General features: G+C 67.7%; 26 protein-coding genes. 10 read left to right on the plus strand and 16 right to left on the minus strand.

The annotated features are described in order from the left end of the window. Positions 1-61 precede the first annotated feature (61 nt). Both AC5P8U_RS09325 and AC5P8U_RS09330 read right to left on the minus strand, forming a co-directional pair. Positions 62-1,234, minus strand: coding sequence for a low temperature requirement protein A (locus AC5P8U_RS09325; RefSeq protein ID WP_088497550.1), 1,173 nt, complete (start codon positions 1,232-1,234; stop codon positions 62-64). Positions 1,235-1,243: 9 nt separating this feature from the next. Then, positions 1,244-1,510: a hypothetical protein gene (locus AC5P8U_RS09330; protein ID WP_005416705.1), complete on the minus strand. Its 267-nt coding sequence runs from the start codon at positions 1,508-1,510 to the stop codon at positions 1,244-1,246. Between the two features lie 203 nt (positions 1,511-1,713). On the opposite strand from AC5P8U_RS09330, the gene blaL1 reads away from it, so the two are divergent. After that, complete coding sequence (gene blaL1 / locus AC5P8U_RS09335; RefSeq protein WP_151355102.1) at positions 1,714-2,583, plus strand: L1 family subclass B3 metallo-beta-lactamase; 870 nt, start codon at positions 1,714-1,716, stop codon at positions 2,581-2,583. A 116-nt stretch (positions 2,584-2,699) separates the two neighbouring features. Here blaL1 and AC5P8U_RS09340 read toward each other — a convergent pair whose 3' ends face one another. The 3 genes from AC5P8U_RS09340 to AC5P8U_RS09350 form a co-directional block, all read right to left on the minus strand. Beyond that, the gene (locus AC5P8U_RS09340) at positions 2,700-3,239 is read right to left on the minus strand and encodes a DUF411 domain-containing protein (RefSeq protein WP_188240953.1); all 540 of its coding nucleotides are present in this window, start codon (positions 3,237-3,239) and stop codon (positions 2,700-2,702) included. A 116-nt stretch (positions 3,240-3,355) separates the two neighbouring features. Continuing rightward, the gene (locus AC5P8U_RS09345) at positions 3,356-3,697 is read right to left on the minus strand and encodes a hypothetical protein (RefSeq protein ID WP_088497595.1); all 342 of its coding nucleotides are present in this window, start codon (positions 3,695-3,697) and stop codon (positions 3,356-3,358) included. A gap of 23 nt (positions 3,698-3,720) precedes the next feature. Continuing rightward, positions 3,721-6,006, minus strand: a complete 2,286-nt coding sequence (locus AC5P8U_RS09350) for an FdhF/YdeP family oxidoreductase (protein ID WP_111200958.1) — start codon at positions 6,004-6,006, stop codon at positions 3,721-3,723. A gap of 244 nt (positions 6,007-6,250) precedes the next feature. Here AC5P8U_RS09350 and fdhD point away from each other — a divergent pair, with 244 nt between their 5' ends. Beyond that, entirely contained in the window at positions 6,251-7,090 is an 840-nt protein-coding gene (gene fdhD / locus AC5P8U_RS09355) for a formate dehydrogenase accessory sulfurtransferase FdhD (RefSeq protein WP_072168795.1), read from the plus strand. A gap of 205 nt (positions 7,091-7,295) precedes the next feature. Further along, a complete protein-coding gene (locus tag AC5P8U_RS09360) occupies positions 7,296-8,294 on the plus strand; it encodes a TraB/GumN family protein (protein ID WP_495214114.1) in 999 nt (332 codons plus the stop codon). Positions 8,295-8,350: 56 nt separating this feature from the next. Here AC5P8U_RS09360 and AC5P8U_RS09365 read toward each other — a convergent pair whose 3' ends face one another. Beyond that, positions 8,351-8,887, minus strand: a complete 537-nt coding sequence (locus tag AC5P8U_RS09365; protein WP_072168797.1) for a carboxymuconolactone decarboxylase family protein — start codon at positions 8,885-8,887, stop codon at positions 8,351-8,353. A 106-nt stretch (positions 8,888-8,993) separates the two neighbouring features. On the opposite strand from AC5P8U_RS09365, the gene AC5P8U_RS09370 reads away from it, so the two are divergent. Further along, the gene (locus tag AC5P8U_RS09370; protein WP_495214115.1) at positions 8,994-9,875 is read left to right on the plus strand and encodes an AraC family transcriptional regulator; all 882 of its coding nucleotides are present in this window, start codon (positions 8,994-8,996) and stop codon (positions 9,873-9,875) included. Between the two features lie 195 nt (positions 9,876-10,070). Here AC5P8U_RS09370 and AC5P8U_RS09375 read toward each other — a convergent pair whose 3' ends face one another. From AC5P8U_RS09375 to AC5P8U_RS09410, 8 genes are all read right to left on the minus strand, one after another. Further along, a complete protein-coding gene (locus AC5P8U_RS09375; protein ID WP_072168799.1) occupies positions 10,071-10,628 on the minus strand; it encodes a TetR/AcrR family transcriptional regulator in 558 nt (185 codons plus the stop codon). Between the two features lie 4 nt (positions 10,629-10,632). Further along, entirely contained in the window at positions 10,633-12,165 is a 1,533-nt protein-coding gene (locus AC5P8U_RS09380) for an MFS transporter (RefSeq protein WP_495214116.1), read from the minus strand. Between the two features lie 148 nt (positions 12,166-12,313). Beyond that, on the minus strand, positions 12,314-13,060 hold the full coding sequence (locus AC5P8U_RS09385) for a hypothetical protein (RefSeq protein ID WP_495214117.1): 747 nt from the start codon (positions 13,058-13,060) through the stop codon (positions 12,314-12,316). After that, the gene (locus AC5P8U_RS09390; RefSeq protein ID WP_072168801.1) at positions 13,060-13,680 is read right to left on the minus strand and encodes a DUF3299 domain-containing protein; all 621 of its coding nucleotides are present in this window, start codon (positions 13,678-13,680) and stop codon (positions 13,060-13,062) included. Before AC5P8U_RS09390 ends, AC5P8U_RS09385 begins: the two co-directional genes overlap by 1 nt. Further along, complete coding sequence (locus AC5P8U_RS09395; protein WP_072168802.1) at positions 13,670-14,221, minus strand: DUF3299 domain-containing protein; 552 nt, start codon at positions 14,219-14,221, stop codon at positions 13,670-13,672. The genes AC5P8U_RS09390 and AC5P8U_RS09395 overlap by 11 nt, the downstream gene beginning before the upstream one ends. 2 nt (positions 14,222-14,223) lie before the next feature. Continuing rightward, a complete protein-coding gene (locus AC5P8U_RS09400) occupies positions 14,224-15,477 on the minus strand; it encodes an ABC transporter permease (protein WP_495214118.1) in 1,254 nt (417 codons plus the stop codon). After that, on the minus strand, positions 15,470-16,165 hold the full coding sequence (locus AC5P8U_RS09405) for an ATP-binding cassette domain-containing protein (protein ID WP_061479410.1): 696 nt from the start codon (positions 16,163-16,165) through the stop codon (positions 15,470-15,472). The genes AC5P8U_RS09400 and AC5P8U_RS09405 overlap by 8 nt, the downstream gene beginning before the upstream one ends. After that, on the minus strand, positions 16,162-16,695 hold the full coding sequence (locus tag AC5P8U_RS09410; RefSeq protein ID WP_072168804.1) for a ZrgA family zinc uptake protein: 534 nt from the start codon (positions 16,693-16,695) through the stop codon (positions 16,162-16,164). The genes AC5P8U_RS09405 and AC5P8U_RS09410 overlap by 4 nt, the downstream gene beginning before the upstream one ends. 31 nt (positions 16,696-16,726) lie before the next feature. Here AC5P8U_RS09410 and AC5P8U_RS09415 point away from each other — a divergent pair, with 31 nt between their 5' ends. Then, entirely contained in the window at positions 16,727-17,203 is a 477-nt protein-coding gene (locus AC5P8U_RS09415; protein WP_111007772.1) for a MerC domain-containing protein, read from the plus strand. 73 nt (positions 17,204-17,276) lie between these two features. Here the strand turns inward: AC5P8U_RS09415 and AC5P8U_RS09420 are convergent, their stop codons facing one another. Further along, positions 17,277-18,179: a LysR family transcriptional regulator gene (locus AC5P8U_RS09420; RefSeq protein WP_072168806.1), complete on the minus strand. Its 903-nt coding sequence runs from the start codon at positions 18,177-18,179 to the stop codon at positions 17,277-17,279. Between the two features lie 118 nt (positions 18,180-18,297). Between AC5P8U_RS09420 and dkgB the strand changes: the two genes are divergently transcribed. From dkgB to AC5P8U_RS09440, 4 genes are read left to right on the plus strand one after another with little or no spacing between them, the layout of a single operon-like run. Further along, positions 18,298-19,101 carry a 2,5-didehydrogluconate reductase DkgB gene (gene dkgB, locus AC5P8U_RS09425; RefSeq protein ID WP_439426922.1) on the plus strand — a complete coding sequence of 268 codons (804 nt, stop codon included), beginning with the start codon at positions 18,298-18,300 and terminating at the stop codon, positions 19,099-19,101. Between the two features lie 11 nt (positions 19,102-19,112). After that, positions 19,113-20,060 carry a TIGR03571 family LLM class oxidoreductase gene (locus AC5P8U_RS09430; protein WP_334271165.1) on the plus strand — a complete coding sequence of 316 codons (948 nt, stop codon included), beginning with the start codon at positions 19,113-19,115 and terminating at the stop codon, positions 20,058-20,060. A 19-nt stretch (positions 20,061-20,079) separates the two neighbouring features. After that, complete coding sequence (locus AC5P8U_RS09435) at positions 20,080-21,018, plus strand: cyclase family protein (RefSeq protein WP_495214119.1); 939 nt, start codon at positions 20,080-20,082, stop codon at positions 21,016-21,018. Further along, positions 21,015-21,338: a MoaF-related domain-containing protein gene (locus tag AC5P8U_RS09440; protein WP_111007777.1), complete on the plus strand. Its 324-nt coding sequence runs from the start codon at positions 21,015-21,017 to the stop codon at positions 21,336-21,338. Before AC5P8U_RS09435 ends, AC5P8U_RS09440 begins: the two co-directional genes overlap by 4 nt. 19 nt (positions 21,339-21,357) lie before the next feature. Here the strand turns inward: AC5P8U_RS09440 and AC5P8U_RS09445 are convergent, their stop codons facing one another. Beyond that, positions 21,358-22,311 (minus strand): LysR family transcriptional regulator, encoded by a 954-nt coding sequence (locus tag AC5P8U_RS09445; RefSeq protein WP_495214120.1) that lies wholly within the window; start codon positions 22,309-22,311, stop codon positions 21,358-21,360. 105 nt (positions 22,312-22,416) lie between these two features. On the opposite strand from AC5P8U_RS09445, the gene AC5P8U_RS09450 reads away from it, so the two are divergent. Beyond that, positions 22,417-23,160, plus strand: a complete 744-nt coding sequence (locus tag AC5P8U_RS09450; RefSeq protein ID WP_438914564.1) for an SDR family oxidoreductase — start codon at positions 22,417-22,419, stop codon at positions 23,158-23,160. Positions 23,161-23,211 lie beyond the last annotated feature (51 nt).

Here is a 23,211-nt window from a genome sequence, read left to right on the forward strand (position 1 = left end):
CTCAGGCACTGCGCTGCGCTCGCGCTCCGTGGAGGCTGAAGCAGTGGGCGGACCCAACGGGTCACGCCCGCTGCAAGCGGCGCTTCAATCGCGTATCCAGCAGCCCCACGCCCAGCAGCACCAGGCTGGTCAGCCATCCGGCGGCCAGCAGGTGCACGTGCGGTAGCATCAGCCCCAGCACCAGCAGCGCCACCGCGCCCAGCAGATGCGAGCGCGGCGCGTGCCCATAGACCACGCGTTTGTACAGGGCACTGCCCAGCAGATAGATCAGCGGGCCTGCCACCATCACGCTGGCGTAAACCGTGGTGACGGCCACCCCCGGATGGTCCATGACCAGATCATTGCCCACCGCCGTGGCGATGATGCCGGCGATCAGCAATGCATGCACGTAGTGGAAGTTGGCGCCCATCCGTCCGGGGTCTTCGGCGTGGGTGATGGCCTCTGTGGCATCGCGGCTGGAGATGCCGAAGTACAGCCACCACATGGCAATCGTGCCGGCGAAGGTGGCCAACACCGCTGAAACCACTTCCAGGCTCCAATGCTCGACGTCGCTGAGCACGCCACCGGTGGCCAGCAACGTCTCGCCCAGTGCGACGATGACGAACAACTGGCAGCGTTCGGCCAGGTGCCCCCCCTCGATAGTCCAGTCGCGGGTGTGCGAACGACCCATGCCCGGGAACGCGAAGCCGAACATCGGCGAGATGTATTCGCAGGCCACCGCCACCGCCCACAATGCCAGGCGGAGGTTGCCCTCGGCCGCCGCGCCGGCCAGCCAGAGGCAGGCCGACACGCTGACCCAGGCCAGCATGCGGCGGAAGTTCGGTGCCAACGGATGGCTCCGGCCGACCTCCAGCAGCACGAACGCGGTGCGTCCGACCTGCATCGTGGCGTACGCCCCGGCGAAGATCCACGCACGATCGGCAAACGCCTCGGGAATGGACGAGGACATCAACAACGCCAGCAGCATGGTGGCGAACAGCAGGCCGCGGATGCGCGGCGCCTCCGGGTCGAACCAGTTGCTGACCCAGCACGCGTACTGCCAGCCGAGCCAGACCGCGAACCACAGCACCAGCGTCTGCAGTACACCGGCCAGGTCCAGGTGGTGCAGCAGATGGTGGCTGAGCTGGGTGACCGCGAATACGTAGACCAGATCGAAGAACAGTTCTTCGTAGGTCACGCGGGCATGGTGGCCGTCGCGGTGGCGAAGCGCGGGCAAGCGCAGTCGGGTACGCATGGAACTCCTTCAGCGCGCCAAGCGCCAGTACAGGAAACCGGCCAGCAACGCCGGCGCGGCAAACACCAGCAACAGGATCGGCAACTCCTCGCGTACCGCGTAACCGGCCTTGCTGACCCCCACCCACATGTTGGCCACGGCCACCAGCAGCCAGGTAGCGATGAAGGCGATCAGCGCCGTGGGCAGCTGCGAGGTGCCCACGCTCCAGAGACGGCCAAACAGCAGGAACACGCCCAGCAGGAGCACGCCGCCGAGCATCACCATGAGCACATGCATGGTCCACCTCCTTGAGCCTGGGAACAGGCTAGCCCCAGCCGATTGTGCGCAACAGCCCGTGGAGATGGATTCACAGTCCAGAGCAAGCGAACAATCCCGGCATCGGCTGCGGCGAACCTTATGGCAGCCATGAGTTATTCGCGAAACGGGCCGTCCAGGGTACGTGCTAGCTTCATCCGACCCTATCCAGACCCCTCTCCGCCATGCACCGTTGCCTGACGACCCTTGCCCTGACTGCCACACTTGCCTTTGATGTCACTGCCGCCGACACACCGCTGCCACAGCTGCAGGCCTACACCGTAGACCCATCCTGGCTGCAGCCGATGGCGCCGCTGCAGATCGCCGACCATACCTGGCAGATCGGCACTGAGGACCTGACCGCGCTACTGGTGCAGACCGCCGACGGCGCGGTGCTGCTCGACGGCGGCATGCCGCAGATGGCCAGCCACCTCATCAGCAACATGAAGGTGCGCGACGTGGCGCCGCAGGACCTGCGCTTGATCCTGCTCAGCCATGCGCATGCCGACCATGCGGGCCCGGTGGCAGAACTGAAGCGCCGTACCGGTGCGATGGTGGTAGCCAACGCCGAATCAGCGGTGCTGCTGGCGCGCGGCGGCAGCAACGACCTGCACTTTGGCGACAGCATCACCTTTCCGCCGGCCAGCACCGACCGCATCATCATGGATGGCGAAGTGGTCACGGTGGGTGGCATCGAGTTCACCGCCCACTTCATGCCCGGGCACACCCCGGGCAGCACCGCCTGGACCTGGACCGATACGCGCGATGGCAAGCCGGTGCGCATCGCCTATGCCGACAGCCTGAGCGCGCCGGGCTACCAGCTGCAGGGCAATGTCCGCTATCCCCGCCTGGTCGAGGACTACCGACGCAGCTTCGCTACGGTGCGCGGCCTGCCCTGCGACCTGTTGCTGACCCCGCATCCGGGCGCCAGCAACTGGAACTATGCTGCTGGCAGCAAGGCCAGCGAGAAGGTACTGAGCTGCAAAGCCTACGCGGATGCGGCAGAGAAGAAGTTCGACGCGCAGCTGGCCAAGGAAACGGCCACGGCACGCTGATCCTGTAGAGCCGAGCCCATGCTCGGCTTGCCGGCCAAACACAGCCGAGCGTGGGCTCGGCTCTACACAGGATGCGTCGAAGAGTGCCGGTCAGAACGACCGGCACCCGCCGTCAATCAGCCACCCTGCCCGTGCTGGGCAAACGGCTCGGTGCTGCCGTCGTTGCGCACCAGCTCGACGGTGTACGGCTGCACGTAGCCATCCGGCATTTCCATGCCCGGCGAACCGGCCGGCATGCCGGGCAGTACCAGCCCGCGCGCGGCCGGGCGTTCGGCCAGCAGGCGCTTGATGTCCTCGGCCGGGATGTGGCCCTCGACCACATACCCGCCGATCTCGGCGGTATGGCAGGAGGCCTTGCGGACCGGCACGCCCAGGCGAACCTTGATCGGATTCATGTCATCGGTGTCGCGCACCTCGACCTGGAAGCCGGCGGCCTTCAGGTGGTCGACCCAGATGCCACAGCAGCTACAGCTGGCAGTCTTGTGCACGATGGCCACCGGCAAGACCGGATCGACCTTGGCCGGGCCGGCCTGGATCGGTGCCACCGGTGCTGCGCTGGCGATCGGTGCAGCGGCGGATTCTTCGGCGGCACGTGCACAGGCAGTCGTGGTCAGCACGGTGCCCAGCAGCAGGCCGAGGGAGAGAGTGCGGTTCATTGAGTAATTCCTTTGCAGAGGCGGACAACGCGGCCCGCCGCCCGCGCATCGAAGGCGCAGGCAGAGGCGAGAAAAAGTCGAACAGTCATGGCAGGCGCTTGAGCGCCTGCAGGACATCACACGATGGGGGGACGCAACGGGTCCGGCATCGGCGGCGATGCGCGTTGCTGGGAGCGCGCGGCTACAGGTGCCTCGCGCCACGGCGAGGCGGGCGTTCCGCTCAACGTGGCCAGCATGCCAAGGCAGGCCGGCGGGCATTCGCACTCACCGCTCTGGCAGGCCGCCCGGGCCGCATCATCGCAGCAGCCGGCTGCCGCCAGCGCAGCCGCGTGCGGTGCAGCGCAGTGATCCTGGTTGCCCGACCCGCCGTACGAAGACGAGGCAAGCGCCAGCGCCGGTGCATTCAGCACCAGGGCAACGAGCAGCATCCATCGCAGCAGCAGGTCAGGCAGGTTCACCCGCCGATGATAGCCGATGCGCGTCACGCAATCGCCGCCGCCATCGCCCGCATCCGCACCGGGATCGACTTCGCTGCGGGTGTGCCGCTGATCCGGTCGTAGTAGTCCAGCGGCAGCAACGGATTCAGTTCCGGGTAGTAACCGGCCAGCGCGCCGCGCGGCATCGGGTAGTCCAGCACCGTCAGGCCCTCGATGCGGCGCTGCACGCCATCGCCGCTGATCGTCTCCAGGCTGACCAGCGCCTCCTTCTCCAGCCCGCGCGCCAGCCGGTCCTCGATGTTCATGAACAGCACCATGCGATCGTTGTACACGCCGCGATAGCGATCGTTGTAGCTGTAGATGGTGGTGTTGTACTGATCATGCGAGCGCACGGTAGCCAACCGCAACAAGTCCGGATCGTGCACCGGATCGTCCACGTCCAGGCCGGGCATCACCAGGATGTTGGCCTTGCCGTTGGGCGTGGGCCACACCCGGCGGCGCGGCGGAATGTCCAGGTGGAAGCCATGAGTCTGCTGGATGCGCTCGTTGAAGCCGGCGTAGATCTCCGGGTACACGGCAGCGATCAGCGCGCGGATGGAGGCATAGTCGTGCATGCAGCGCATCCAGTCGACCTTGCTGTGCGGCAGTGTGGCCATCGCCATGCGGCAGACGATCTCGACCTCGGGCAACACATCGGCACTGACCGGCTCGAGCACGCCGCGTGAGGCGGTCACGTTCGACATCGCGTCTTCGATGGTGACGAACTGCTCGCCGGCCGGCGTGACGATGCGCTCCGAGCGCGCCACCACCGGCAGGATCAGCGCATCGCGGCCATGAACCAGATGACCTCGATTGAGCTTGGTGGCGATGCCCACGGTCAGGTCCAGCCCACGCATCGCCTCGTACGCACGCGGCGTATCGGGCACCGCATGAATGAAGTTGCCCCCCAGGCCGATGAAAACCCTGGCGCTGCCCGCCAGCATCGCCTCGATCGACTCGACCACGTGGTGACCATGCTCACGCGGCGGATCGAAGCCGAACACCTGCTGCACGCGGTCCAGGTAGGCCGGCTTGGGCTTCTCGTCGATGCCGACGGTGCGGTCGCCCTGCACATTGGAATGTCCGCGGATCGGACCGATGCCGGCACCGGGCTTGCCGAAGTTGCCGCGCAACATCAGCAGGTTGGCCACCTGCTGCAGCAGGCGCGAGCCATACTGGTGCTGGGTCAGCCCCATGCCGTAGCAGATCACGGTGGCGTTGGAGCGGATGTAGATCTCTGCGCATCGGCGGATCTGCGCCTCCGAGATGCCGGACACCTGCACGATCTGGTCCCAGTCCTGCGCCATCACGTCTTCGCGCAGCGCCTCCAGGCCCACCGTGTGTTCCGACAGGAAATCATGGTCGAGCACGCGCTCGCCCTGTGCCTCACGCTCGAACATCACCTTCATCATGCCCTTGATCAGGGCCAGGTCGCCGCCGATGCGGATGTGCACGAACTCGCTGGTGATCGCGGTCGAGCCGAACGTGGCCATCTGCACCACGTCCTGCGGCTCGGCAAAGCGGATCAGCGCGCGCTCGGGCATGGGATTGACCGCCACGATCGGGATGCCGCGTTTGCGTGCTTCGACCAGGTTGCTCATCATCCGCGGCGAATTGGTGCCGGTGTTCTGGCCAATCACGAAGATGGCCTCGGCGTGCTCGAAATCCTGCAGCACGATGGTGCCCTTGCCCACCCCGATGGCCGGCGGCAGCCCGCGGCTGGTCGGCTCGTGGCACATGTTCGAGCAGTCCGGGAAATTATTGGTGCCGAACTCGCGCACGAAGATCGAATACAGGAACGCCGCTTCGTTGGGCGTGCGCCCGGAGGTGTAGAACTCGGCCTGGTGAGGACTGTCCAGCGCCTGCAGGTGGCGACCGATCAGTGCGAAGGCATCTTCCCAGCTGCACGGCACATAGTGGTCGGTGGCTGCGTCGTAGCGCATCGGCTCGGTCAGCCGGCCCTGCATCTCCAGCCAGTAGTCGGTCTGCGCCATCAGTTCGGTCACGGTGTGCCGGGCGAACAACTCGCGGCCGGACCGGAACTCCGTAGCTTCCCAGGCCAGTGCCTTCGCGCCGTTCTCGCAGAACTCCAGCTTCCTGCGTTCGTCGGCATCGGGGAACGCACAGCTGGGGCACTTGAAGCCACCGGGCTGGTTCATCGCCAGCAATGCCTTCGACCCCTTGCCGATCACACTCTGCTGCAGCAGCACCTTGGCCGTGGCGCCGGCGGCACCCCAGCCTCCGGCGGGCTGGTTGTAGGGCTTGTAACGCGGCGGTTTCTGCTCGGACATGTTCGGGAACCTGGCGGAAGGAACGCAGCAACGAACGGCACAACGCGGTCCGGCGGTGCATTCAGTGGCACGGCCAGCCGCACAGTCAAGCACGGCCCACGGCGCTTCGCCAGAGGGCACAGGCTGATTTCAGCACAACCTGCCATGGCAACGGTTACAGCCGCGTCTGCGCGCGACCACTGCGCTATCCTCGAAACCGCAGGCGGTGGCCCGCCCGCGTTTCTCCCTTGTCCGGACGCGCTGCATGCCTGATTCGATCCCGCCGCACACCCCGCCTGCCGGCACCGCCCAACGCCCGTTGCAGCGCTGGCGCGGCGGCACGCAACAGCAGCGGGTCGACGTGGTGGCCGAGGAAGTGCCGGTGGCGCTGCGCTACAACGATGCCGCCTTTGCCGTGATGATGGCCACACCCTGTGATCTGGAGGACTTCGCACTCGGATTTTCGCTCAGCGAAGGCCTGATCAGCGCGCCCTCGCAGCTGCTGTCGATCGATATCCACCCACAGCTGGAAGGCATCGAGCTGCAGATGACCGTGGACGAGGCTGCGCCCGGCGCAAACCTCGACCCCGACAAGGGGCGCCTGCTGCCCGGCCGTGGTGGCTGTGGCCTGTGCGGCACGCGCCAGCTGGAAGAAGTGCTGCGCCCACTGCCGCAGATCCGCGAGCGCCGCAGCTATTCCGCCACGGCCCTGCAGCGGGCGTTGGCCACCTTGGCGCAGCACCAGCCGATGAATGCGGCAAGCGGCTCGATCCACGCCGCGGCCTGGGCCGACGCCAGTGGGCGCATCGGCTGGGTACGCGAGGACGTCGGCCGCCACAATGCACTGGACAAGCTGATCGGTGCGCTGCACCACAACGAACACGCCATCGAAGGCGGCCTGCTGGTGATTTCGAGCCGGGCCAGCTACGAAATGGTCAGCAAGGCGGTGCGCGCCGGCGCCAGCGTGCTGGCGGCAGTGTCGGCGCCGACCGCGCTGGCGATCGACCTGGCCCGCAGTGCCGGCCTGTGCCTGGTCGGGTTCGCGCGGGAGAGCGGGTTCAATGTGTATACCCATCCGGACCGGTTGCAGGCGGACGACCGGTAATCTCCGCTGCGTAGGGTCGACTATCACTCGTGGCGCGAGGTTTCCGGGCACCTGAAGGACGAGCAGTCGATTAACTGTCGCCTCTACCGCAACGGCTTCCGGGCCCCTCGCCCAGCCAAGGCGAAATCGTCGTAGTCCGATAGCCGACAATCGGCGCGCCACGCACCATCGAGGACACTCATCATGGTCCTTTCTGGAGTTCCCCATGTCGGCTGCCCGGCAACCACGTTCACTGCTGTCGGTTTCCCTTGATGTTTCCGTGCACCGTACGTTGGCAGGTGCGCCGGCTTCCGGAAGCCGCGGAACCAAGGTAACGGATGCCCTGCCTCCCCCCACGATCCGTGCAGAAGGTCCGGCGCTCTGGCAGGCAAGGCGTGAAGAGGCCCACCTGTGGATCCTGCCCGTCCCCACCGCGCTACCCGGATCGATGCGATGCGTGACGGGCGAAGCAGGACGCATTGCCGCGGTTGCGCACACCATTCTGGGCCGGCCGAAGGTGGACATCACCGGCAGATGGGAGGGCTCGGGACTGAGCGCGTTGTTCACACTGGCCCGCGCGGTGTCTGAAGCCGAAACCATCCACCACAATCCCGACAACCTGACCCTGAAGGATGTTCTGCCGGCGGACGTCCATGCAGAATGGCAAGCGGCATTGAATGAGTGCGGAATCGATCCAATCGAGCTGGAACGCCTGCGTCCCCACTTCGCGGCCAGAGCGCTGCGCAAGGCCGTCATGGCCAGGCATCGGCTGGAGTCGCCGAAGGCATTCTGCAAGGAGCTGCGCAGGATAGGACGCGCGGGTGGAGCGCGCTACTTCGTGCCGCGCACTGAACTGGCTATCGACATCGCGGCAGCTGACGACTGCGGTAAACCGCATCCTGCACTGGATGACACGACACGGTTTGCGGTGCAGGTCGAACGACTCCGTCGCCTTCACGATACCGCCCGTGTTCAGTCCAAGGCCTGGGCGCAGGGCAATGCCCTTGGCATGTGTGGGCATGACGTGCCTATGGATATGCACGTGACAGCGACTGGCAGCAACGAGCTGGACACGCTTCGACGCGAGGCCTGGCTCAGCGCAGTGGAAACCGTAACCGCGGGAAGATCAACCACGCTTGCGATGCTCGATATTGCAGATGCGTTCGACGGGAACGGCTACATCAGAGCGCTGCGCGAATGCGGTTTCAGCTTCCAGCCGGCGTAGCCACTGAGCTGCGGGCCTGAGTCCGGGCAGCACTCTGCTGCCCGGAGCAATTGCACTCAGCGCAGCGCGACCTTCGGGAAGTCCACCGGCACGTCGAACGCCACGTTGACGTAGTTGGTGAACAGGTTGAGCGCCACATGCGCGAGGATCTCCACGATCTGCTCATCATCGAAGCCAGCCGCGCGCAGCGCCTGCACGTCGCCGTCGGCGATCTGCGCACGCTGCTCGACCACCTTCAACGCGAAGTCGAGCGCCGCCGCAGTGGCCGGGTCGCTGGACTGGCCGATCTGCGCGGCCGCCATCTGCTCGCTGCTGGCACCAGCCTTGCGGCCCAGCGCGGTGTGCGCGGCCAGGCAGTACTCGCAGGCGTTGCGGTTGGCGATGGCCACGGCGATCTGCTCGCCCAGCAGCGGCGACAGGCGACCGCCGCCCAGCGCGCCGAACGAACCCCACATGCTCTGCAGGGCGGCCGGCGAGTTGGCCACGGCGCGGAACATGGCCGGGGTGGCGCCGAAAGCGGCGTGGACCTGGCCCAGCAGGGCCTGGCGGTCGGCGGTGGTGTTGGCGGCATCGATCAGGGGGACACGGGACATGGTGGATCTCCTTGGGAAAGCGCCCGGGATTGGACGACCCGCTCATCCTAGGTAGACTCGCCGGACGCATCAGTCGTAATTCGCCATACATGTTGTCCATACGTCCATGAGCATGCCCGCCGCCGCCCCTGCGCCAGATCGACTCTCCTGCCTGCTGGAACGCTTCCGGGTGCAGGCGGCGCTGTTCTACAGTGGCCCGCTGTGCGGGCGGCATGTCTTCGAGCCGCAGCCCGGTCGTGCGTTCCTGCACATCCTGCGCCAGGGTGAAATGGAAGTCCGCCATCCCGACGGCGATATCGCGCTGCCCCGGCTGAAGATCGACACACCCAGCCTGCTGCTGTACCCGCAGCCGCTGCACCATGTGTTCTTCAACGCGCCGCTGGATGGCCCGGATTTCACCTGCGCCACGCTGGATTTCGATGGCGGTGCGCGCAATCCGATCGTGCAGTCGCTGCCACCGGTGATGGTAGTACCGCTGGCGGCCATCGGCGAACTGGATGACACCCTGCAGCTGCTGTTTGCCGAGGCCGATCGCCAGCGCTGCGGTTCACGGCTGCTGACCAATCGCCTGTTCGAGGTGGCGCTGATCCAGATCCTGCGCTGGGTGGTCGACCACCCGGATGCAGCGGGCGTCAGTCACGGACTGATGCGCGGGCTGTCCGACGCGAGGCTGGCACGCACGCTGGTGGCGATGCACCAGGCACCGCAGGACGAATGGACGCTGCCCCGGATGGCCGCGACCGCCGGCATGTCGCGCAGCGCATTCGCGGCAGTGTTCAAGGAGGTGATGCAGGCGACGCCGGCCGCTTATCTGCTGGACTGGCGGCTGAGCCTGGCCTGCGCGCAGCTGCGGGCCGGCGTGGCGGTCAAGCAGGTAGCGGTCGAGGTGGGGTTTGCCGATGCCGCGTCGTTGTCGAAGGCGTTCCGCAAGCGGCTGAGGGCATCGCCCAGGGCGTGGCTGGCCGCGAGCGCCACGCAGGCTCGGTAAATGGGTGAGGGGTGGAGTCGGCCGCTGGTCGACTATCGCGCGACGCGCGGGATTTTCGTTGTCTGACCGAAGGGCAGCCGACCAGCGGTCGGCTCTACCACGGGCGATCGAAGCGGCATTTCCGTGGCCTGACCGAAGGGCTGCCGACCCGCGGTCGGCTCTACCACGGGCGATGTCGGCGCGCCGGCTGGCCGCTCAACTGGACGTGCCGTCAGACTTTGCCAGCAGCCCGGCGATGCGCTCGGCCACCTGGGCACGTACGCCTTCATCCAGCTGCCCTTCGTACATCGCCTCGTAGATCCACAGGCCGTCGGCCGCCAGGCGCGCCACGAAATTGTCGAGCGTCGTCGGATCCACATTCCCGGCCTCCGGCGCGGACGGTGCCCAGCGCTGAACCGCCGGGCCCCACGGACGCTCGCCCGCCTCCGGGTCGGCCGATTCGAGCATGAACATCAGTTCGGCACGGGTGGCGCTCTGGGCCGACACGCGCACGAAGGTCTGGTAACGCTCCAGCGCCGAGGCTTCGTCCGCACGCTTGCCCAGCAGCGTTTCCATGGACGCCTCCCAGGCCTGCGCCAGGTACTCGTCGATCCCGCGCAGCAGCGCCTCGCGCGAGGGAAAGTGGTACAGCAGGCCGCCGCGGGTCAGCCTGGCCTCGGCCGCCACCGACTCGAAGGTCACCGCACGCACGCCGTCACGATTGATCACGTTGACGGCGGCGTCGAGGATGCGGTCGCGCTTGCTGGTTCTCATGGCGTCATTTTACGCGATCGGCCGCGCCCTCACGGCTGCCGGCCCGGCCACGCAGCAGGTGCGCCAGGATCGTCGCGCCCAGCGCCAGTACCGCCGTGATCACCAGCAGCACGCTCTGGTAGCCACGGTCATATGCCGCCGCAGCCAGTGCGAACCAATCACCCTGCCCGCTCTCGCGCGCGGCATGCAGCGCTTGGGTGAAACCCTCGCGGGCAAGCGCGGGCATATCGGCCGAGACCGGCAGGAACACGCTGTACATCGCCGCGCTCAGGCTGCCCAGCATCGCCACCGCCAGCAGGCCACCTAACTCGTAGGACACTTCTTCCACGGAAGACGCCATGCCCGCGCGGTGCGTCGGCACGTTGTTGAGGATGGCCGTGGACGCCACCGAGATGGCCGAACCCATGCCGAAGCCGGTGATCGCCATGCCGGCGATCACCCAACCGAGGCCGTGCGGGAAGCCGAACGCCACCAGGCCGACGCCCAGCGCGCCCGTAGCCAGGCCACCGCAGATCAATGGGCGCAGGCCCACCCGGTGCAGGATGCTGCCGCCCAGCAGCGCACTGGGCAGGCTGCCCAGCGCCGCCACCGACACCAGCAGGCCCGCCTGCAGCGGCGTGAAACCTGCCACCAGCTGGAAGCGCTGCGTGGTGACCAGCTGCAGGCCGGCCATCGCGAACAGGGTGAACACCGCCGAAAGCGTGCCGGCCAGGAACGCCGGATTACGGAAGATAGCGAAGTCCAGCAGCGGGTACGGCAGCTGCTGCTGGCGGCGTGCGAACGCTGCGCCGCTGGTGACAGCCAACAGCAGCGCGCCCGCGCCCAGCGCATACGACGGCGGCGGAGCGATCAGCGACTTGATCGCCAGCACCAGGCCGGACAGTGCCGCCAATGCCAGCAGCGACGAAACCAGATCCCACGGCCGCGAGGTGTCGCGCTGTCCTTCCGGCGCCAGCAGCAGCGTGGCCACGAAGGCGACCACCGCCACCGGCACGTTGATCAGGAACACCGAGCCCCACCAGAAATGCTGCAGCAGCCAGCCGCCAATGATCGGGCCGAGCGCCGCACCGACGATGGCCACCGAACCCCAAATGGCGATGGCGATGTTGCGTTCGCGCTCTTCGTGGAAGCTCAGGCCGATCAGCGCCAGCGTGGCCGGCATCATCGCGGCCGCGCCGACCGCCAGCAACGCACGTGCGGCAATCAGCTGTGCTGCGGAGTCGGCGAACGCCGCTGCCAGCGAGGCGACGCCGAACACCACCAGGCCGATCAGGAACATGCGGCGGTGGCCGATGCGGTCGCCCAGCGTGCCCGCCCCCAGCAGCAGGCCGGCCATTACCAGTGGATAGGCATTGATGATCCACAGCGCCTGGCCGGCGCTGGCCGAGAGTTCCCCAGTCAGTGTGGGCAGTGCGGTGTAGAGCACCGAGTTATCCAGCGTGACCAGCAGCAGGCCGGCGGCGACGGTGAACAACAGTGCCCACCGACGGGCACGCGACAGGGCCGGAGCGCCGGCCAAGGGCTGGGACAGAGCCATGGGAGAACCTGATGGGATGAAGTACCACCGTAACTATACAGGATGTCCGGTATAGTTACGGAAACTGTACCACCGGTTCAGATTGGGGTCCGGCCAATGTTCATGTTGCCGCGCCGCGCCTGCCGAGTGTGGCCGGTGTCAGGGATCATCACCGGCAGTGTTCTGGCAGCGCGGCGATGGCTGATACCACGGCCGCCTGCATGCCCTGCCCTACGGCCATGTCCAGCTCCCCACCTGTATTCCCATGCTGGCGCCGCAGTTCGTCCTCGCACAGCCCGCGCACCCGCGCCCGGGCATTGGCGCGCAGGCTGCTGCACCGCCAATCGGTGCCACCCAGCGGCAACACCGAATACACCAGGCTGTTGCAGGCATTGCCGGCCCGCTGCTGCAACGACACCCCACCAAAATCCCGTGGTTCGCTGCTGCGCTGCGGGTCGAAATAGCTGTCCGGGAACGTGCGCGCGTACTGCTCGATGTCCACCGCCAGGCTGCGCCCACCGGCCAGCGGCATCTGCAGCGGCTGGCCGCACGGCGTCGCATCAGCGCGATGCTGGATGTACTGGTAGATCGGCCGGTCCAGCGTTGGATTCTGCTGGGTCACCGCACTGACCGCCGCCAGCACCGGCAACGACGCACGATTGGCCATGCGCGCCAGCAGCCCGGCCTGCGTCGGCTGGCAGCGGTCGCGCACTGTTGCCGCGAGCAGGAACAGCACGTCATTGCGAAACGCGTGGTCATCGCCCAAGCGCTGTTCGATGCGCTGGCGGGCATCGGACGCCGGTGCCGGGAACGCGACTTCCGGCGGCGCAGCGGGTGCAGCCCGCCGCTGCCACCACACCAGCAGCACAACTGCGCCCAGTAGCACCCCAGCAGCCAGGACCCAGCGCCGCCGCATCAGTTGTGGATCGCCGTCAGCGTGGCCGCGGCGGCATCGTAGGACGCGCTGGCAATGTCCGCATCGAAGCGCTTCACCCGCAGGCGGCCGGCCAACCGGTACGGATCCCACAGATCGCCCAGCGCGATCGGCGTCGCCAGGGTCACGTGGATGATCTGGTTCGGCGGCGGTGGCGGCACGTGGATGCAGGCCCCGTAGAACGGCACGAACAGCAGTTCATCCACCAGACCGGCATCGTTGGTGCCGAGCGGTACCACGTAGCCATCCAGGTCCACCGCGCGGCCATCGGCAGCATCGACCACGCGCGAGGAGCCGAACTGCTTGGCGCGATCGGGGCTGGAATGGTCGATCTCCTGCCCCGGCGGCGTGCCCGAGCCGGTGTCGTCGATCAGCCCGCCCACGCCGTCCATCCCATTGCGTGACAGGCCGATCTGCGGGGGCGGGCGCTGATAGGTGACTTCGTCGGGCCGCAACGCGTCCCAACGGTCGATCGGGGCTTCGGCCGTGGCGGAGGGCGCCGGCTTGTCCTGCGGCACGACCGCCACGGCATCGCCGCCCGGCGACGTACAGCCCGCCAGCCACAGGCATCCCAGCATGAGCAAAAGGGGGCTACGGTTCATACGGCCTCAGCTCCGCATCGCGCATGGTGTACGCCGAGCCGGCCAGATCGTCATCCAGCCGTTCGGCACGCAGGGTGCCGGCCAGGAAGAACGGCGAGTACATGTCCGGCATCTCGATCGGGCGCGGCAGCACCACGTGCACGATCTGGTTCGGCGGCGGCGGCGGCACGTGGATGCAGGCGCCGTAGTACGGCACGAACAGGAATTCGGTCAGCCGCCCGTCCTGCGCATTGGCCAGCGGTACCACGTAGCCTGGCAGGCGCACCGGTCGCTGCAGGACCGTGTCCACCGTGCGGAAGGTGCCGAACTGCGGCATGCGCCGGTTGCCGTTGTGCTCGACCTCCGGGCCCTCGCCCCGCTCCAGCGCGGCCAGCTCATCCTTCGGCATCATCTGCAACCAGTCCAGCTCCTGCTCCGCAGCGCCTGCAGGGTCCTCGCGGTCGACCACCGGCGCGGGTGGCAAGGCCTGTAAGCCCGTATCCACCGGCCGCTCGCAGGCTGCCAGCGCCAGCACCATCGGCAATGACAGCATCCAGCGCATGCTCAGCCTCCCGGTGAAAGGCCATCGGCCAAGGTGCGCCGGTAGGCCAGCAATGCCGGCACCAGCCCAGCCACCGCACTGATCGCCAGCACCCCCGCCACCCACGCCAGCTCGCGGCCATCCGGCCAGACATGGGTGATCGACAGGCCGAAGGTGGCCAGTACCCAGCCGCGCCCGGCAATGCTGGCGACCACCAGCAGCGACAGGGCCAGCACGCACGCCACCGCACTGGTCGCCACCGCTTCCACCACCAGCAGGCCGGCGATGTAACCCGGCCGTGCCCCGGTGGCACGCAGGATGGCCATCTCACGCCGCCGCTCCTGCAGGGTCGAGACCAGCAGCGCCACCAGCGAAACCATGCCCAGCAGCACCACCATCGCACTGATCAGCTGCAACGCCCGCTCGGCGGTACCCAGCGACTGCCATAGCTGCTGCAGCGTCACGCCGGGCAGGATCGCCAGCATCGCCTCGTCCGGGTACTCGTTGATCCTGCGCTGCACCGAGAACGTCGCGATGCGCGAGTTCAGGCCGAGCATGAAGGCGGTGATGCTGGTCGGGGTCAGGTCCAGATGACGCGCCTGCTCGGCGCTGACGCTCTGGCTGCGCAGCTGCACGCCCGAGCGCCAGTCGACATGGATCGCCTCGATGGCCGCCAGCGAGACCAGCAGCGACGAGTCGACCGGCGTGCCGGTGCGCTGCAGGATGCCGGTGACACGGAATGGCTTGTCGGCGTGCCTGGCCAGGGTGACTGCGCCGGTGCCGTGCGCCAGCACGATCTCATCACCGAGGACGACCTTCTGTGCCTGTGCCACCTCGGCACCGATCACCACGTCATACAGGTCATCGAACGGCCGTCCGCTCGCAAATGCAAGCACGTGCCCGGCGCCGTAGCGGTAGTGCTCGAAATAGGCATCGCTGGTACCGACCACGCGGTAGCCGCGCCAGGAATCGCCCAGCGAAAGCGGCACCGCCCACTTCACCTGCGGCATTGCGGACAGCGCCTGGTAGGACTGCCAGGACACGTTGTTGGTCGGGTCGCCGATATGGAACACCGAGTACAGCAGCAGGTTCACCGGCCCCGAACGCGCACCGACGATCAGGTCGGTACCGGACACGGTGCTGGCGAAGCCTTCGTGTGCTTGCGTGCGCACGCGCTCGACGCCCAGCAGCAGCACCACGCTGAGGGTGATGACCAGCACGGTCAGGCCCACGCTCAACGCACGGCTGCGCAGGCTGGCCCAGGCAAGCTCAAGCATGGCCGGCACCTGCCTGGTTGATCTGAGACAGGGCAATCGTGCGGTCGAACAACCGCTCCAGGCTGTCGTCATGGCTGACCACCAGCACCGTGGTGCCGGCCGCCTGGCACTGCGCAGACATCAGCTGCAGGAACGCGGTGGCCGCGTCGCGATCGAGCGCCGAGGTTGGCTCATCTGCCAGCAGCAACGCCGGGCGGCCGATCAGGGCGCGTGCCGCCGCCACGCGCTGCTGCTGGCCAACGCTGAGTGTGCCTGCGCGCCGCTGCATCAGCGCCGGGTCCAGCTGCAGGGCCTGCAGCAGGCGGGTGATCTCGGCATCCACCGGGCCGCTGATGCGCGCGCTGCGCACGCGCGAGAAGCGCAGGCCCAGTGCGATGTTGTCGCGCACGCTCAGAAACGGCAGCAGGTTGAACTGCTGGAAGATCACGCCCAGGTGGTCGGCACGGAAGCGGTCGCGTGCGGCGCCACGCATCGCCTGCAGTGCGTGGCCGGCGACCTCCACGCTGCCCTTGCCGGGCAGCAACACGCCCGCCAGCAGGCCCAGCAGCGTGCTCTTCCCGCCACCGCTGATCCCGCGCAGCAGCACGCTGCTGCCCTGCTCGATCCACAGCCGCGGCACATCCAGCACCAGGCGCCGGCCATAGCCGAACTGCACGCCATCCAGCGCGATCACCGGTCGCAGGCTCACGGTGCCAGCACCACGCGCAGGTTGTCCGCAGTCAACACGCTGCGGTTCTGGCCGCGAGCCGTGGCGCTGTTGACGATCACTTCGTGCAGGCCCGGGAACAGTACGGGCAGGCGCACGACCATGGCCCGCAGCTCGGCCGGCCTGGCGCAGTGGTACTGCAGCGTGGCGCTGAACCCCGCGTGCCGGTGCTGGCCTGGCGGCGGCGCGGCAGCCGACGCATCGAAGCCCTCGGCCTTGGCATCGTTCCCGGAAAGGCGGCAGCCCGCCGCGGTAGGCAGGGTGACCCAGCTGCCCCCCTTCAACAGCGCAGTCGCTCGCGCCAGCGCGGCCTGCTCTACCGCATTGGCCGGCGGCCGCTCGAAGTCAAGGATGCCGATGCCGGGGGCCTGCAGGGCGAACTCCAGTGTCTGCTGGTCAAGCGCAACATCGACGGTGGCCTGGCCGTGCACATGCGCACCCAACTGGCGGACATCATGGGCCTGCGCGGTGCTGGCCGTCAGCAGCAGGAAAAGAGCAGCAGAACGCTTCATGGGGATCCTTCTGTTGTTACTATGTAACATTATGGACCATACCCCCACGACGCCCGCAAGGGCCCTGGCCCAGCCTCCACGTTCGGCACGCTGGCACCCACGCTTCGATCTTGCCGGGGCCTGGCTGTCCCTGGCCTGCGCCGCCCACTGCATCGTCCTGCCCCTGCTGCTGGCCTTCGTGCCGGCCACGATGATGGCGCTGCGCTCGTTCCAGCATCCCGGCCATGGCGCCATGACATGGCTGCTGATGATGTCGCGCTGGGAGTGGCTGTTCGCGCTGCTGGCCTCGTCGCTGGCCTTGGCGAGTACCTTGGCCGGGGTGTATCGGCATCGGTACTGGTGCCCCCTGCGGTTGGCGTGCGTCGGCGCCATCCTGCTGTTGTCGGCCTCGCTGTACCTGCCGTTGAAGGAATCGCTGCTCTGGCACGGCGTAGCGACAGCCAGCGGTGGCGTGCTGCTGGCATGCGCGCATATCGGAAACCGGCGCGCGCTGCACAACCGCCGGTAGTGCCGGCCGCTGGCCGGCAGCGGCGGTGATCCAGCAGATGGGGAAGCCGGCCAGCGGCCGGCTCTACCGATCTTTATTCATCGAACGGGCGCTGGCCGAGCGTCTGTGTGACATGGTCGACGAAGCAGGTGATGCGCGCGGCCAGCGCGGTGTTGCGGTAGTACACCGCGTTGATCGGCTGCCGCACCTCCTGCGTCTGCCTGGCCAACAGCTGCACCAGTCGGCCCTCGCGCCGGTCCTGGCCGGTCAGGAAGTCGGACAGGCAGGCGATGCCCAGCCCGGCCACCGCCATCTGCCGCAGTGTCTCGCCACTGGATGAAGCGATGGCCGGCGCGATCACGAAAGGCCCGCCATCGGCATCCTGCAGCGGCCATTCGTTCAAGGAGCTGGGCTGGGTGAAACCCAGCAGGTCGTGCTCGCGCAGTTGCTCCACGCGCGTAGGCGTGCCGTGCCGTCGCAGGTACTCGGGGCTGGCCAGCACGCGGATGCGACTGTGGCCGATCGGCCGCGCATGCAGGGTCGAATCGCGCAAGACGCCGATGCGGAACGCCACATCGGTGCGCTTTTCGATCAGGTCGGTGATGCCCTCGTTGGAATTCAACTCCAGCTCCACCTGCGGGTAGCGCTCGCGGAAGCCCTCCAGCAGCGGCACGATCACGTGCAGCATGAACGGCGTGGCCGCGTCCACGCGCAGGCGCCCGACCGGCTGCAGCCGCCGCGCCGCCATCTGTTCCTCGGCCTCGTCAACCGTGGCCAGGATCGTGCGCGCGTACTCCAGGAACGCCGCGCCTTCCTCGGTCAATTCCAGCCGGCGCGTGGTCCGCCGCAGCAGCGTGGTCTGCAGCTTGTCCTCCAACCGCGCCAGGGTGCGGCTGGTGGCCGAGATGGTCAGCTCCAGCGCCTCGGCCGCCGCCGTGATCGAGCCACCATCGACCACCGCCACGAAGGCCTTCAGCTCATCCAGGGTGGTTTTCATTATTTACCTCGCTGCAAAAGCATTTCCCGTATACACGGCTTAATCAACAAATGTAAAGCGCCCACACTTCGCCCTGTCCCGAGCCCGCCGGCTCTCAACGAAGTCCCTGGAGTCCATCATGAGCGTTCCTTCCTTTGGCGTCGGCACCTTCCGCCTGACCGGCCAGACCGTCATCAACTCGGTGCGCAACGCCCTCGACGTCGGCTACCGTGCGGTCGACACGGCGCAGATCTACGGCAACGAAGCCGAGGTCGGCCAGGCCATCGCCGAATCCGGCGTCCGGCGCGACCAGCTGTTCCTGACCACCAAGATCTGGGTGGACAACTACGCCGTCGACAAGCTGATCCCGAGCCTGCGCGACAGCCTGGCCAAGTTGCGCACCGACTACGTCGACCTGCTGCTGATCCACTGGCCGGCGCCGGGCAATGGCGTTGAACTGCGCGAGTACATGACCGCGCTGGCCAAAGCCAAGACGCTGGGCCTGACCCGCCAGATCGGTGTGTCCAACTTCAACATCGAACTGACCCGGCAGGCCATCGCGGTGGTCGGCGCCGGCGAGATCGCCACCAACCAGATCGAACTGAGCCCCTACCTGCAGAACCCGGCACTGACTGCTTTCCTGCAGGATCAGGGCATCACCGTGACCTCCTACATGACCCTGGCCTACGGCAAGGTGCTGAAGGACCCGGTGCTGGCCGCCATCGCCGACAAGCACCAGGCCACCGTAGCCCAGGTCGCGCTGGCGTGGGCGCTGCAACGGGGCTACGCGGTCATCCCGTCCTCGACCAAGCGCGAGAACCTGGCCAGCAACCTGCTCGCCCAGGACCTGCGCCTGGATGCCGACGACATGGCCGCGATCGCCGCGCTTGACCGCAACGGCCGCGAAGTCGATCCGCCGGGCCTGGCCCCGGCCTGGGACTGAGGAGCCTGGCCATGGGCAGTGCGTTGGCGCGGCTGCAGGCCGGGGGTTTCAGCATCGGCATCGAAGCACCGCTGGACAATGACTGGACGCCGCTGGGCGAACAGGCGCGACGCGCCGCGCGACGCCTGCCCGGCCAACCGGACCTGCAGCGCCATGCGGAGCTGGCACGGCTGGCCGACCGCCTCGGCTTCCGTGCGCTGTGGGTACGCGACGTGCCGGTGTACGACCCGGCCTTCGGCGATGCGGCGCAGGTGTTCGAGGTGTTCAGTTACCTCGGCTACCTGGCCGGCATCACCGAGCAGATCCTGCTGGGCACCGGTGCGGTGGTGCTGCCGATCCGCGAGCCATTGCTGACCCTGAAGTCGGCGCGCAGCGTGCAGCGGCTCAGCGGCGACCGCCTGCTGCTGGGCGTGGCCAGTGGCGACCGCCCGGTGGAGTACCCGCTGTTCGGCCGCGACTTCGACAGCCGTGGCAGCCGCTTCCGCGAGCAGATCGCACTGTTGCGCGAAGGCGCCGCCGCGCACCTGCCGCAGGGCTTGGACGTGCTGCCCGCGGATGGCCCGGCCCTGCCGCTGTTCGTGGCCGGCCTGGCCCAGCAGCAACCGGCGTGGATCGGCCAGCACATGGACGGCTGCCTGGCCTACCCGGGCACGCCACAGGACCATGCGCAACGCGTGGCGGCCTGGCGCGCCGTGGCCGGCAACAAACCGTATGCCAGCTTCATCCATCTGGACCTGGTGCCCGATGCCGATGCCCCTCTGCAGCGCTGGCGCTTCGGCCTGCGCGGCGGCCGCAACGCCCTGCTGGCCGAGCTGCATGCCATGCAGGCCGCCGGTGTCGACCACATCGGCCTGCAGTTCCGCCGCAATGAACGGCCGTTGGCCGAAACCTTCCACGAAATCGCCGAGTACGTGCTGCCGCGCTTCCCGGCCCATGCCGGCGCCGCCGCGACGGCCTGACAGTTACCGGAGCTTTGCCATGAAGATGAAGACCCTGGCCGCCCTTGCGCTGGCCACCCTGCCGCTGTCCTTCCAGGCTAGTGCCGAGGACTGGTATCCCTCTGCCTACGGTGCCAATGACGAGATCGGCGCGGCCAACCTGCTGACCGCGGACGTGGTCAAACACGCGGTCTCGCTGGTCACGACCGGCAAGACCTATCCGCTGGCGGTGCCGGTGGACAAGAACCTGCCCGCGTTCCGCCACCGCAGCTTCCGCCTGTACAACGTGCAGGTCGGCCAGCGGGCCGGCACGTCGCTGGGCCCCAACAGGTTCACCTTCAACGATGAACTGGTGAACGCCTGGACCGGCGTTGGCACCCAGCTCAACGGCATCGGCCATATCGGCATCGACAACGTCTACTACAACGGCAACAGGGCTGCCGACTTCGTCACCGTGGACGGTGTGCGCAAGCTCGGCGTCGAGAAGGTACCGCCAATGGTCACCCGCGGCGTGGTGCTGGACATGACCGCGTACTACGGCAAGGCGATCGTGCCCGGCGGCACCGTGTTCACCGTCGCCGACATCCAGGCCGTGCTGAAGAAGCAGGGCCTGAGCCTGCGCAAGGGCGACGTGGTGCTGTTCAACACCGGCTGGCTGGAACTGATCGGCAAGGACAACACGCAATTCCTGGCAGTGGAACCGGGTATCGGCATGGAGGCCGCGAAGTGGCTGGCCGACCAGGGCATCGTCGCCTTCGGTGGCGACACCTGGGCCTCGGAGGTCTACCCGAACCCGGACGGTGCCGAGGAATTTCCGGTCAACCAGTACATGCTGGCCAAGCGCGGCATCTACAACCTGGAGCTGATCGACAGCCGTGCCCTGGTGCGCGACAAGGCCTGGGAATTCCTGTTCGTACTCGGCCAGCCGCTGTACGTCGGCTCGACCCAGGTCAACATCAACCCGGTGGCGATTCGATGAGCGCTGCCACCGACCTGCCCGTGTTCGCTGGCCGCCGTTTCCGCGTCTGCTATGACGGCCTGGCGGCCGACAATGCCTACAGCGCCGATGGTCGCCACGTGCAGTACGTCATCGTCTCCGGCGCCTATGCCGGCGCACGTGGCGAAGCCGCCTGCGAGTGGCAACAGATCAGCGACGGGATCTATGCCATTTCGTGGCAGGAAGCCGACGGCGCCACGGTGGTGCATGTCGACGACTTCGTGGGTGGGCGTTCGCTGGCCTGGTTCACCGCCCCCGATGGGAGTTTCCATCGCATGCAGGGGCCGCTGCACGCGCTGTGATGCCGGCCAGCGGCCGGCACTACCCAAGCAATACCCCACTCTGTTTGACCGGGCCCGGTAGTGCCGGCCGCTGGCCGGCACCCTCGAACGAGTCGAACACCCCAGTCACCCAGTCGATGAACACCCGCAACCGCGGCGACGGCGTGCGGTTGCGCGGGTAGACCAGGCTCAAAGGGCTTGGCGTCGGCGGCGCCTCAGGCAACAGCTCGACCAGCTGCCCGCGCGCGATATACGGGTCCATCCGGTAGCGCGGTGCCTGGATGATGCCCAGGCCTGCGAGCGCAGCACCAAGGAAGGCGTCCGCACCGGACACACGCACCCGCGCCGGCAGCGGCAGGTAGCGCACCTGCCCGCCCTGCTGGAACTCCAGCGGAATCAGCTGGCCGCTGGCGCTGGAGCGGTAGCCGACCATCTGGTGGCCGTCCTGCAGGGCATCGATGCTGGCCGGCACGCCCCTGGCCTGCACGTAGCCAGGCGAGGCAACCGTCACCTCGCGCAGCATCGTCAACCGGCGCGCCGCCAGATCGCTGTCGGCCAGCGTCCCCACCCGCAACGCCGCATCCACGCCTTCGCGCAACAGGTCGACATAACGGTCGCCTTCGCTGACCTCCAGTTCGATCTCCGGGTAGCGCTGCAGGAATTCCGGCAGGTGCGGAAACAGCAGGTGCCGGCCCAGCGTGCCATGCACTTCAATGCGCAACGGGCCGCGTGGCGGCGCGTCACGGAACGCGGCCTCCGCATCATCCATGTCGGCGATCAGGCGCAGGCAACGGCCATAGAAGGCCTCGCCTTCGAGCGTTGGCACCACCCGCCGCGTGGTCCGGTGCAGCAGGCGCACGCCCAGCCGCTGTTCCAGTGCCTTGATCGCGTCGGTCACCGTGGCCCGTGGCAGGCCCAAGTCCTCGGAAGCCCGGGTGAAGCTGCGGCGCTCGACGATACGGACGAAGGCGCGCATGGCCGTGAAGCGGTCCATTGTTCGGCTATCCGGATGATGTTGGCGGATTATGCAGGATTATCCGAGCGGGCAATGGCGCGAAGATGGCCCTGCGCCACTCCGGCGTGCCCACTGGAAACCACCATGACCCCCTCCCCCGTCCGCTCTGTCGCCCTGGTTACCGGCGGCTCCCGTGGCATCGGCGCCGCCATCTCCCGCCGGCTCGCCGCCGACGGCCACGCGGTCGCGATCAACTATGCGGGCCGCCGCGACGACGCCGAAGCCTTGGCAGCCGAACTCATCGCAGCCGGCGCGCAGGCCATCGCGCTGCAGGGCGACGTCGCCGATCCGCACGCAGTGCCGCAGCTGTTCGATGCGATCGAAGCCCGTTTCGGCGGTATCGACGTGGTGGTCAACAGCGCCGGCGTGCTGCAGCTGGCGCCGCTGGCCAACACCGACGACGCGTTGTTCGAGCGGGTCATCGGCATCAACCTCAAGGGCGCCTTCAACGTGCTGCGTGAAAGTGCGCGCCGGGTGCGCGACGGTGGCCGCATCATCACCCTGTCCACCAGCGTGGTCGGCACCCGGCTGGAGAACTACAGCGTGTACGCCGCCAGCAAGGCGGCGGTGGAGACCATGGGCGCGATCCTCAGCAAGGAGCTGCGCGGGCGCAACATCACCGTGAATGCGGTGGCGCCCGGCCCGACCGCCACCGACTTGTTCCTGGACGGCAAGCCGCCCGAGCTGATCGAGCGGCTGGCGAAGATGAACCCGCTGGAGCGGCTGGGCACGCCGGAAGACATCGCCCGTGCAGTGGCCTTCCTGGTGGGTGTCGATGGCGGCTGGATCAACGGCCAGGTGCTGCGCGCCAACGGCGGAATGGTGTAGATCGCACAGATGGCATCCACGCATGGCGCGACGCCCTTGTAGAGCCGAGCC

This window comes from Stenotrophomonas sp. YJH_SMC_81, from assembly GCF_059370875.1.

Bases quoted from the DNA above. Each gene is read 5' to 3' on its own strand.
- AC5P8U_RS09325 (WP_088497550.1), bottom strand. From the start codon at position 1,234: ATGCGTACCCGACTGCGCTTGCCCGCGCTTCGCCACCGCGACGGCCAC.
- AC5P8U_RS09330 (WP_005416705.1), bottom strand. From the start codon at position 1,510: ATGCATGTGCTCATGGTGATGCTCGGCGGCGTGCTCCTGCTGGGCGTG.
- blaL1 (WP_151355102.1), top strand. From the start codon at position 1,714: ATGCACCGTTGCCTGACGACCCTTGCCCTGACTGCCACACTTGCCTTT.
- AC5P8U_RS09340 (WP_188240953.1), bottom strand. From the start codon at position 3,239: ATGAACCGCACTCTCTCCCTCGGCCTGCTGCTGGGCACCGTGCTGACC.
- AC5P8U_RS09350 (WP_111200958.1), bottom strand. From the start codon at position 6,006: ATGTCCGAGCAGAAACCGCCGCGTTACAAGCCCTACAACCAGCCCGCC.
- fdhD (WP_072168795.1), top strand. From the start codon at position 6,251: ATGCCTGATTCGATCCCGCCGCACACCCCGCCTGCCGGCACCGCCCAA.
- AC5P8U_RS09360 (WP_495214114.1), top strand. From the start codon at position 7,296: ATGTCGGCTGCCCGGCAACCACGTTCACTGCTGTCGGTTTCCCTTGAT.
- AC5P8U_RS09365 (WP_072168797.1), bottom strand. From the start codon at position 8,887: ATGTCCCGTGTCCCCCTGATCGATGCCGCCAACACCACCGCCGACCGC.
- AC5P8U_RS09370 (WP_495214115.1), top strand. From the start codon at position 8,994: ATGAGCATGCCCGCCGCCGCCCCTGCGCCAGATCGACTCTCCTGCCTG.
- AC5P8U_RS09375 (WP_072168799.1), bottom strand. From the start codon at position 10,628: ATGAGAACCAGCAAGCGCGACCGCATCCTCGACGCCGCCGTCAACGTG.
- AC5P8U_RS09380 (WP_495214116.1), bottom strand. From the start codon at position 12,165: ATGGCTCTGTCCCAGCCCTTGGCCGGCGCTCCGGCCCTGTCGCGTGCC.
- AC5P8U_RS09385 (WP_495214117.1), bottom strand. From the start codon at position 13,060: ATGCGGCGGCGCTGGGTCCTGGCTGCTGGGGTGCTACTGGGCGCAGTT.
- AC5P8U_RS09390 (WP_072168801.1), bottom strand. From the start codon at position 13,680: ATGAACCGTAGCCCCCTTTTGCTCATGCTGGGATGCCTGTGGCTGGCG.
- AC5P8U_RS09395 (WP_072168802.1), bottom strand. From the start codon at position 14,221: ATGCGCTGGATGCTGTCATTGCCGATGGTGCTGGCGCTGGCAGCCTGC.
- AC5P8U_RS09400 (WP_495214118.1), bottom strand. From the start codon at position 15,477: ATGCTTGAGCTTGCCTGGGCCAGCCTGCGCAGCCGTGCGTTGAGCGTG.
- AC5P8U_RS09410 (WP_072168804.1), bottom strand. From the start codon at position 16,695: ATGAAGCGTTCTGCTGCTCTTTTCCTGCTGCTGACGGCCAGCACCGCG.
- AC5P8U_RS09415 (WP_111007772.1), top strand. From the start codon at position 16,727: ATGGACCATACCCCCACGACGCCCGCAAGGGCCCTGGCCCAGCCTCCA.
- AC5P8U_RS09420 (WP_072168806.1), bottom strand. From the start codon at position 18,179: ATGAAAACCACCCTGGATGAGCTGAAGGCCTTCGTGGCGGTGGTCGAT.
- dkgB (WP_439426922.1), top strand. From the start codon at position 18,298: ATGAGCGTTCCTTCCTTTGGCGTCGGCACCTTCCGCCTGACCGGCCAG.
- AC5P8U_RS09430 (WP_334271165.1), top strand. From the start codon at position 19,113: ATGGGCAGTGCGTTGGCGCGGCTGCAGGCCGGGGGTTTCAGCATCGGC.
- AC5P8U_RS09435 (WP_495214119.1), top strand. From the start codon at position 20,080: ATGAAGATGAAGACCCTGGCCGCCCTTGCGCTGGCCACCCTGCCGCTG.
- AC5P8U_RS09440 (WP_111007777.1), top strand. From the start codon at position 21,015: ATGAGCGCTGCCACCGACCTGCCCGTGTTCGCTGGCCGCCGTTTCCGC.
- AC5P8U_RS09445 (WP_495214120.1), bottom strand. From the start codon at position 22,311: ATGGACCGCTTCACGGCCATGCGCGCCTTCGTCCGTATCGTCGAGCGC.
- AC5P8U_RS09450 (WP_438914564.1), top strand. From the start codon at position 22,417: ATGACCCCCTCCCCCGTCCGCTCTGTCGCCCTGGTTACCGGCGGCTCC.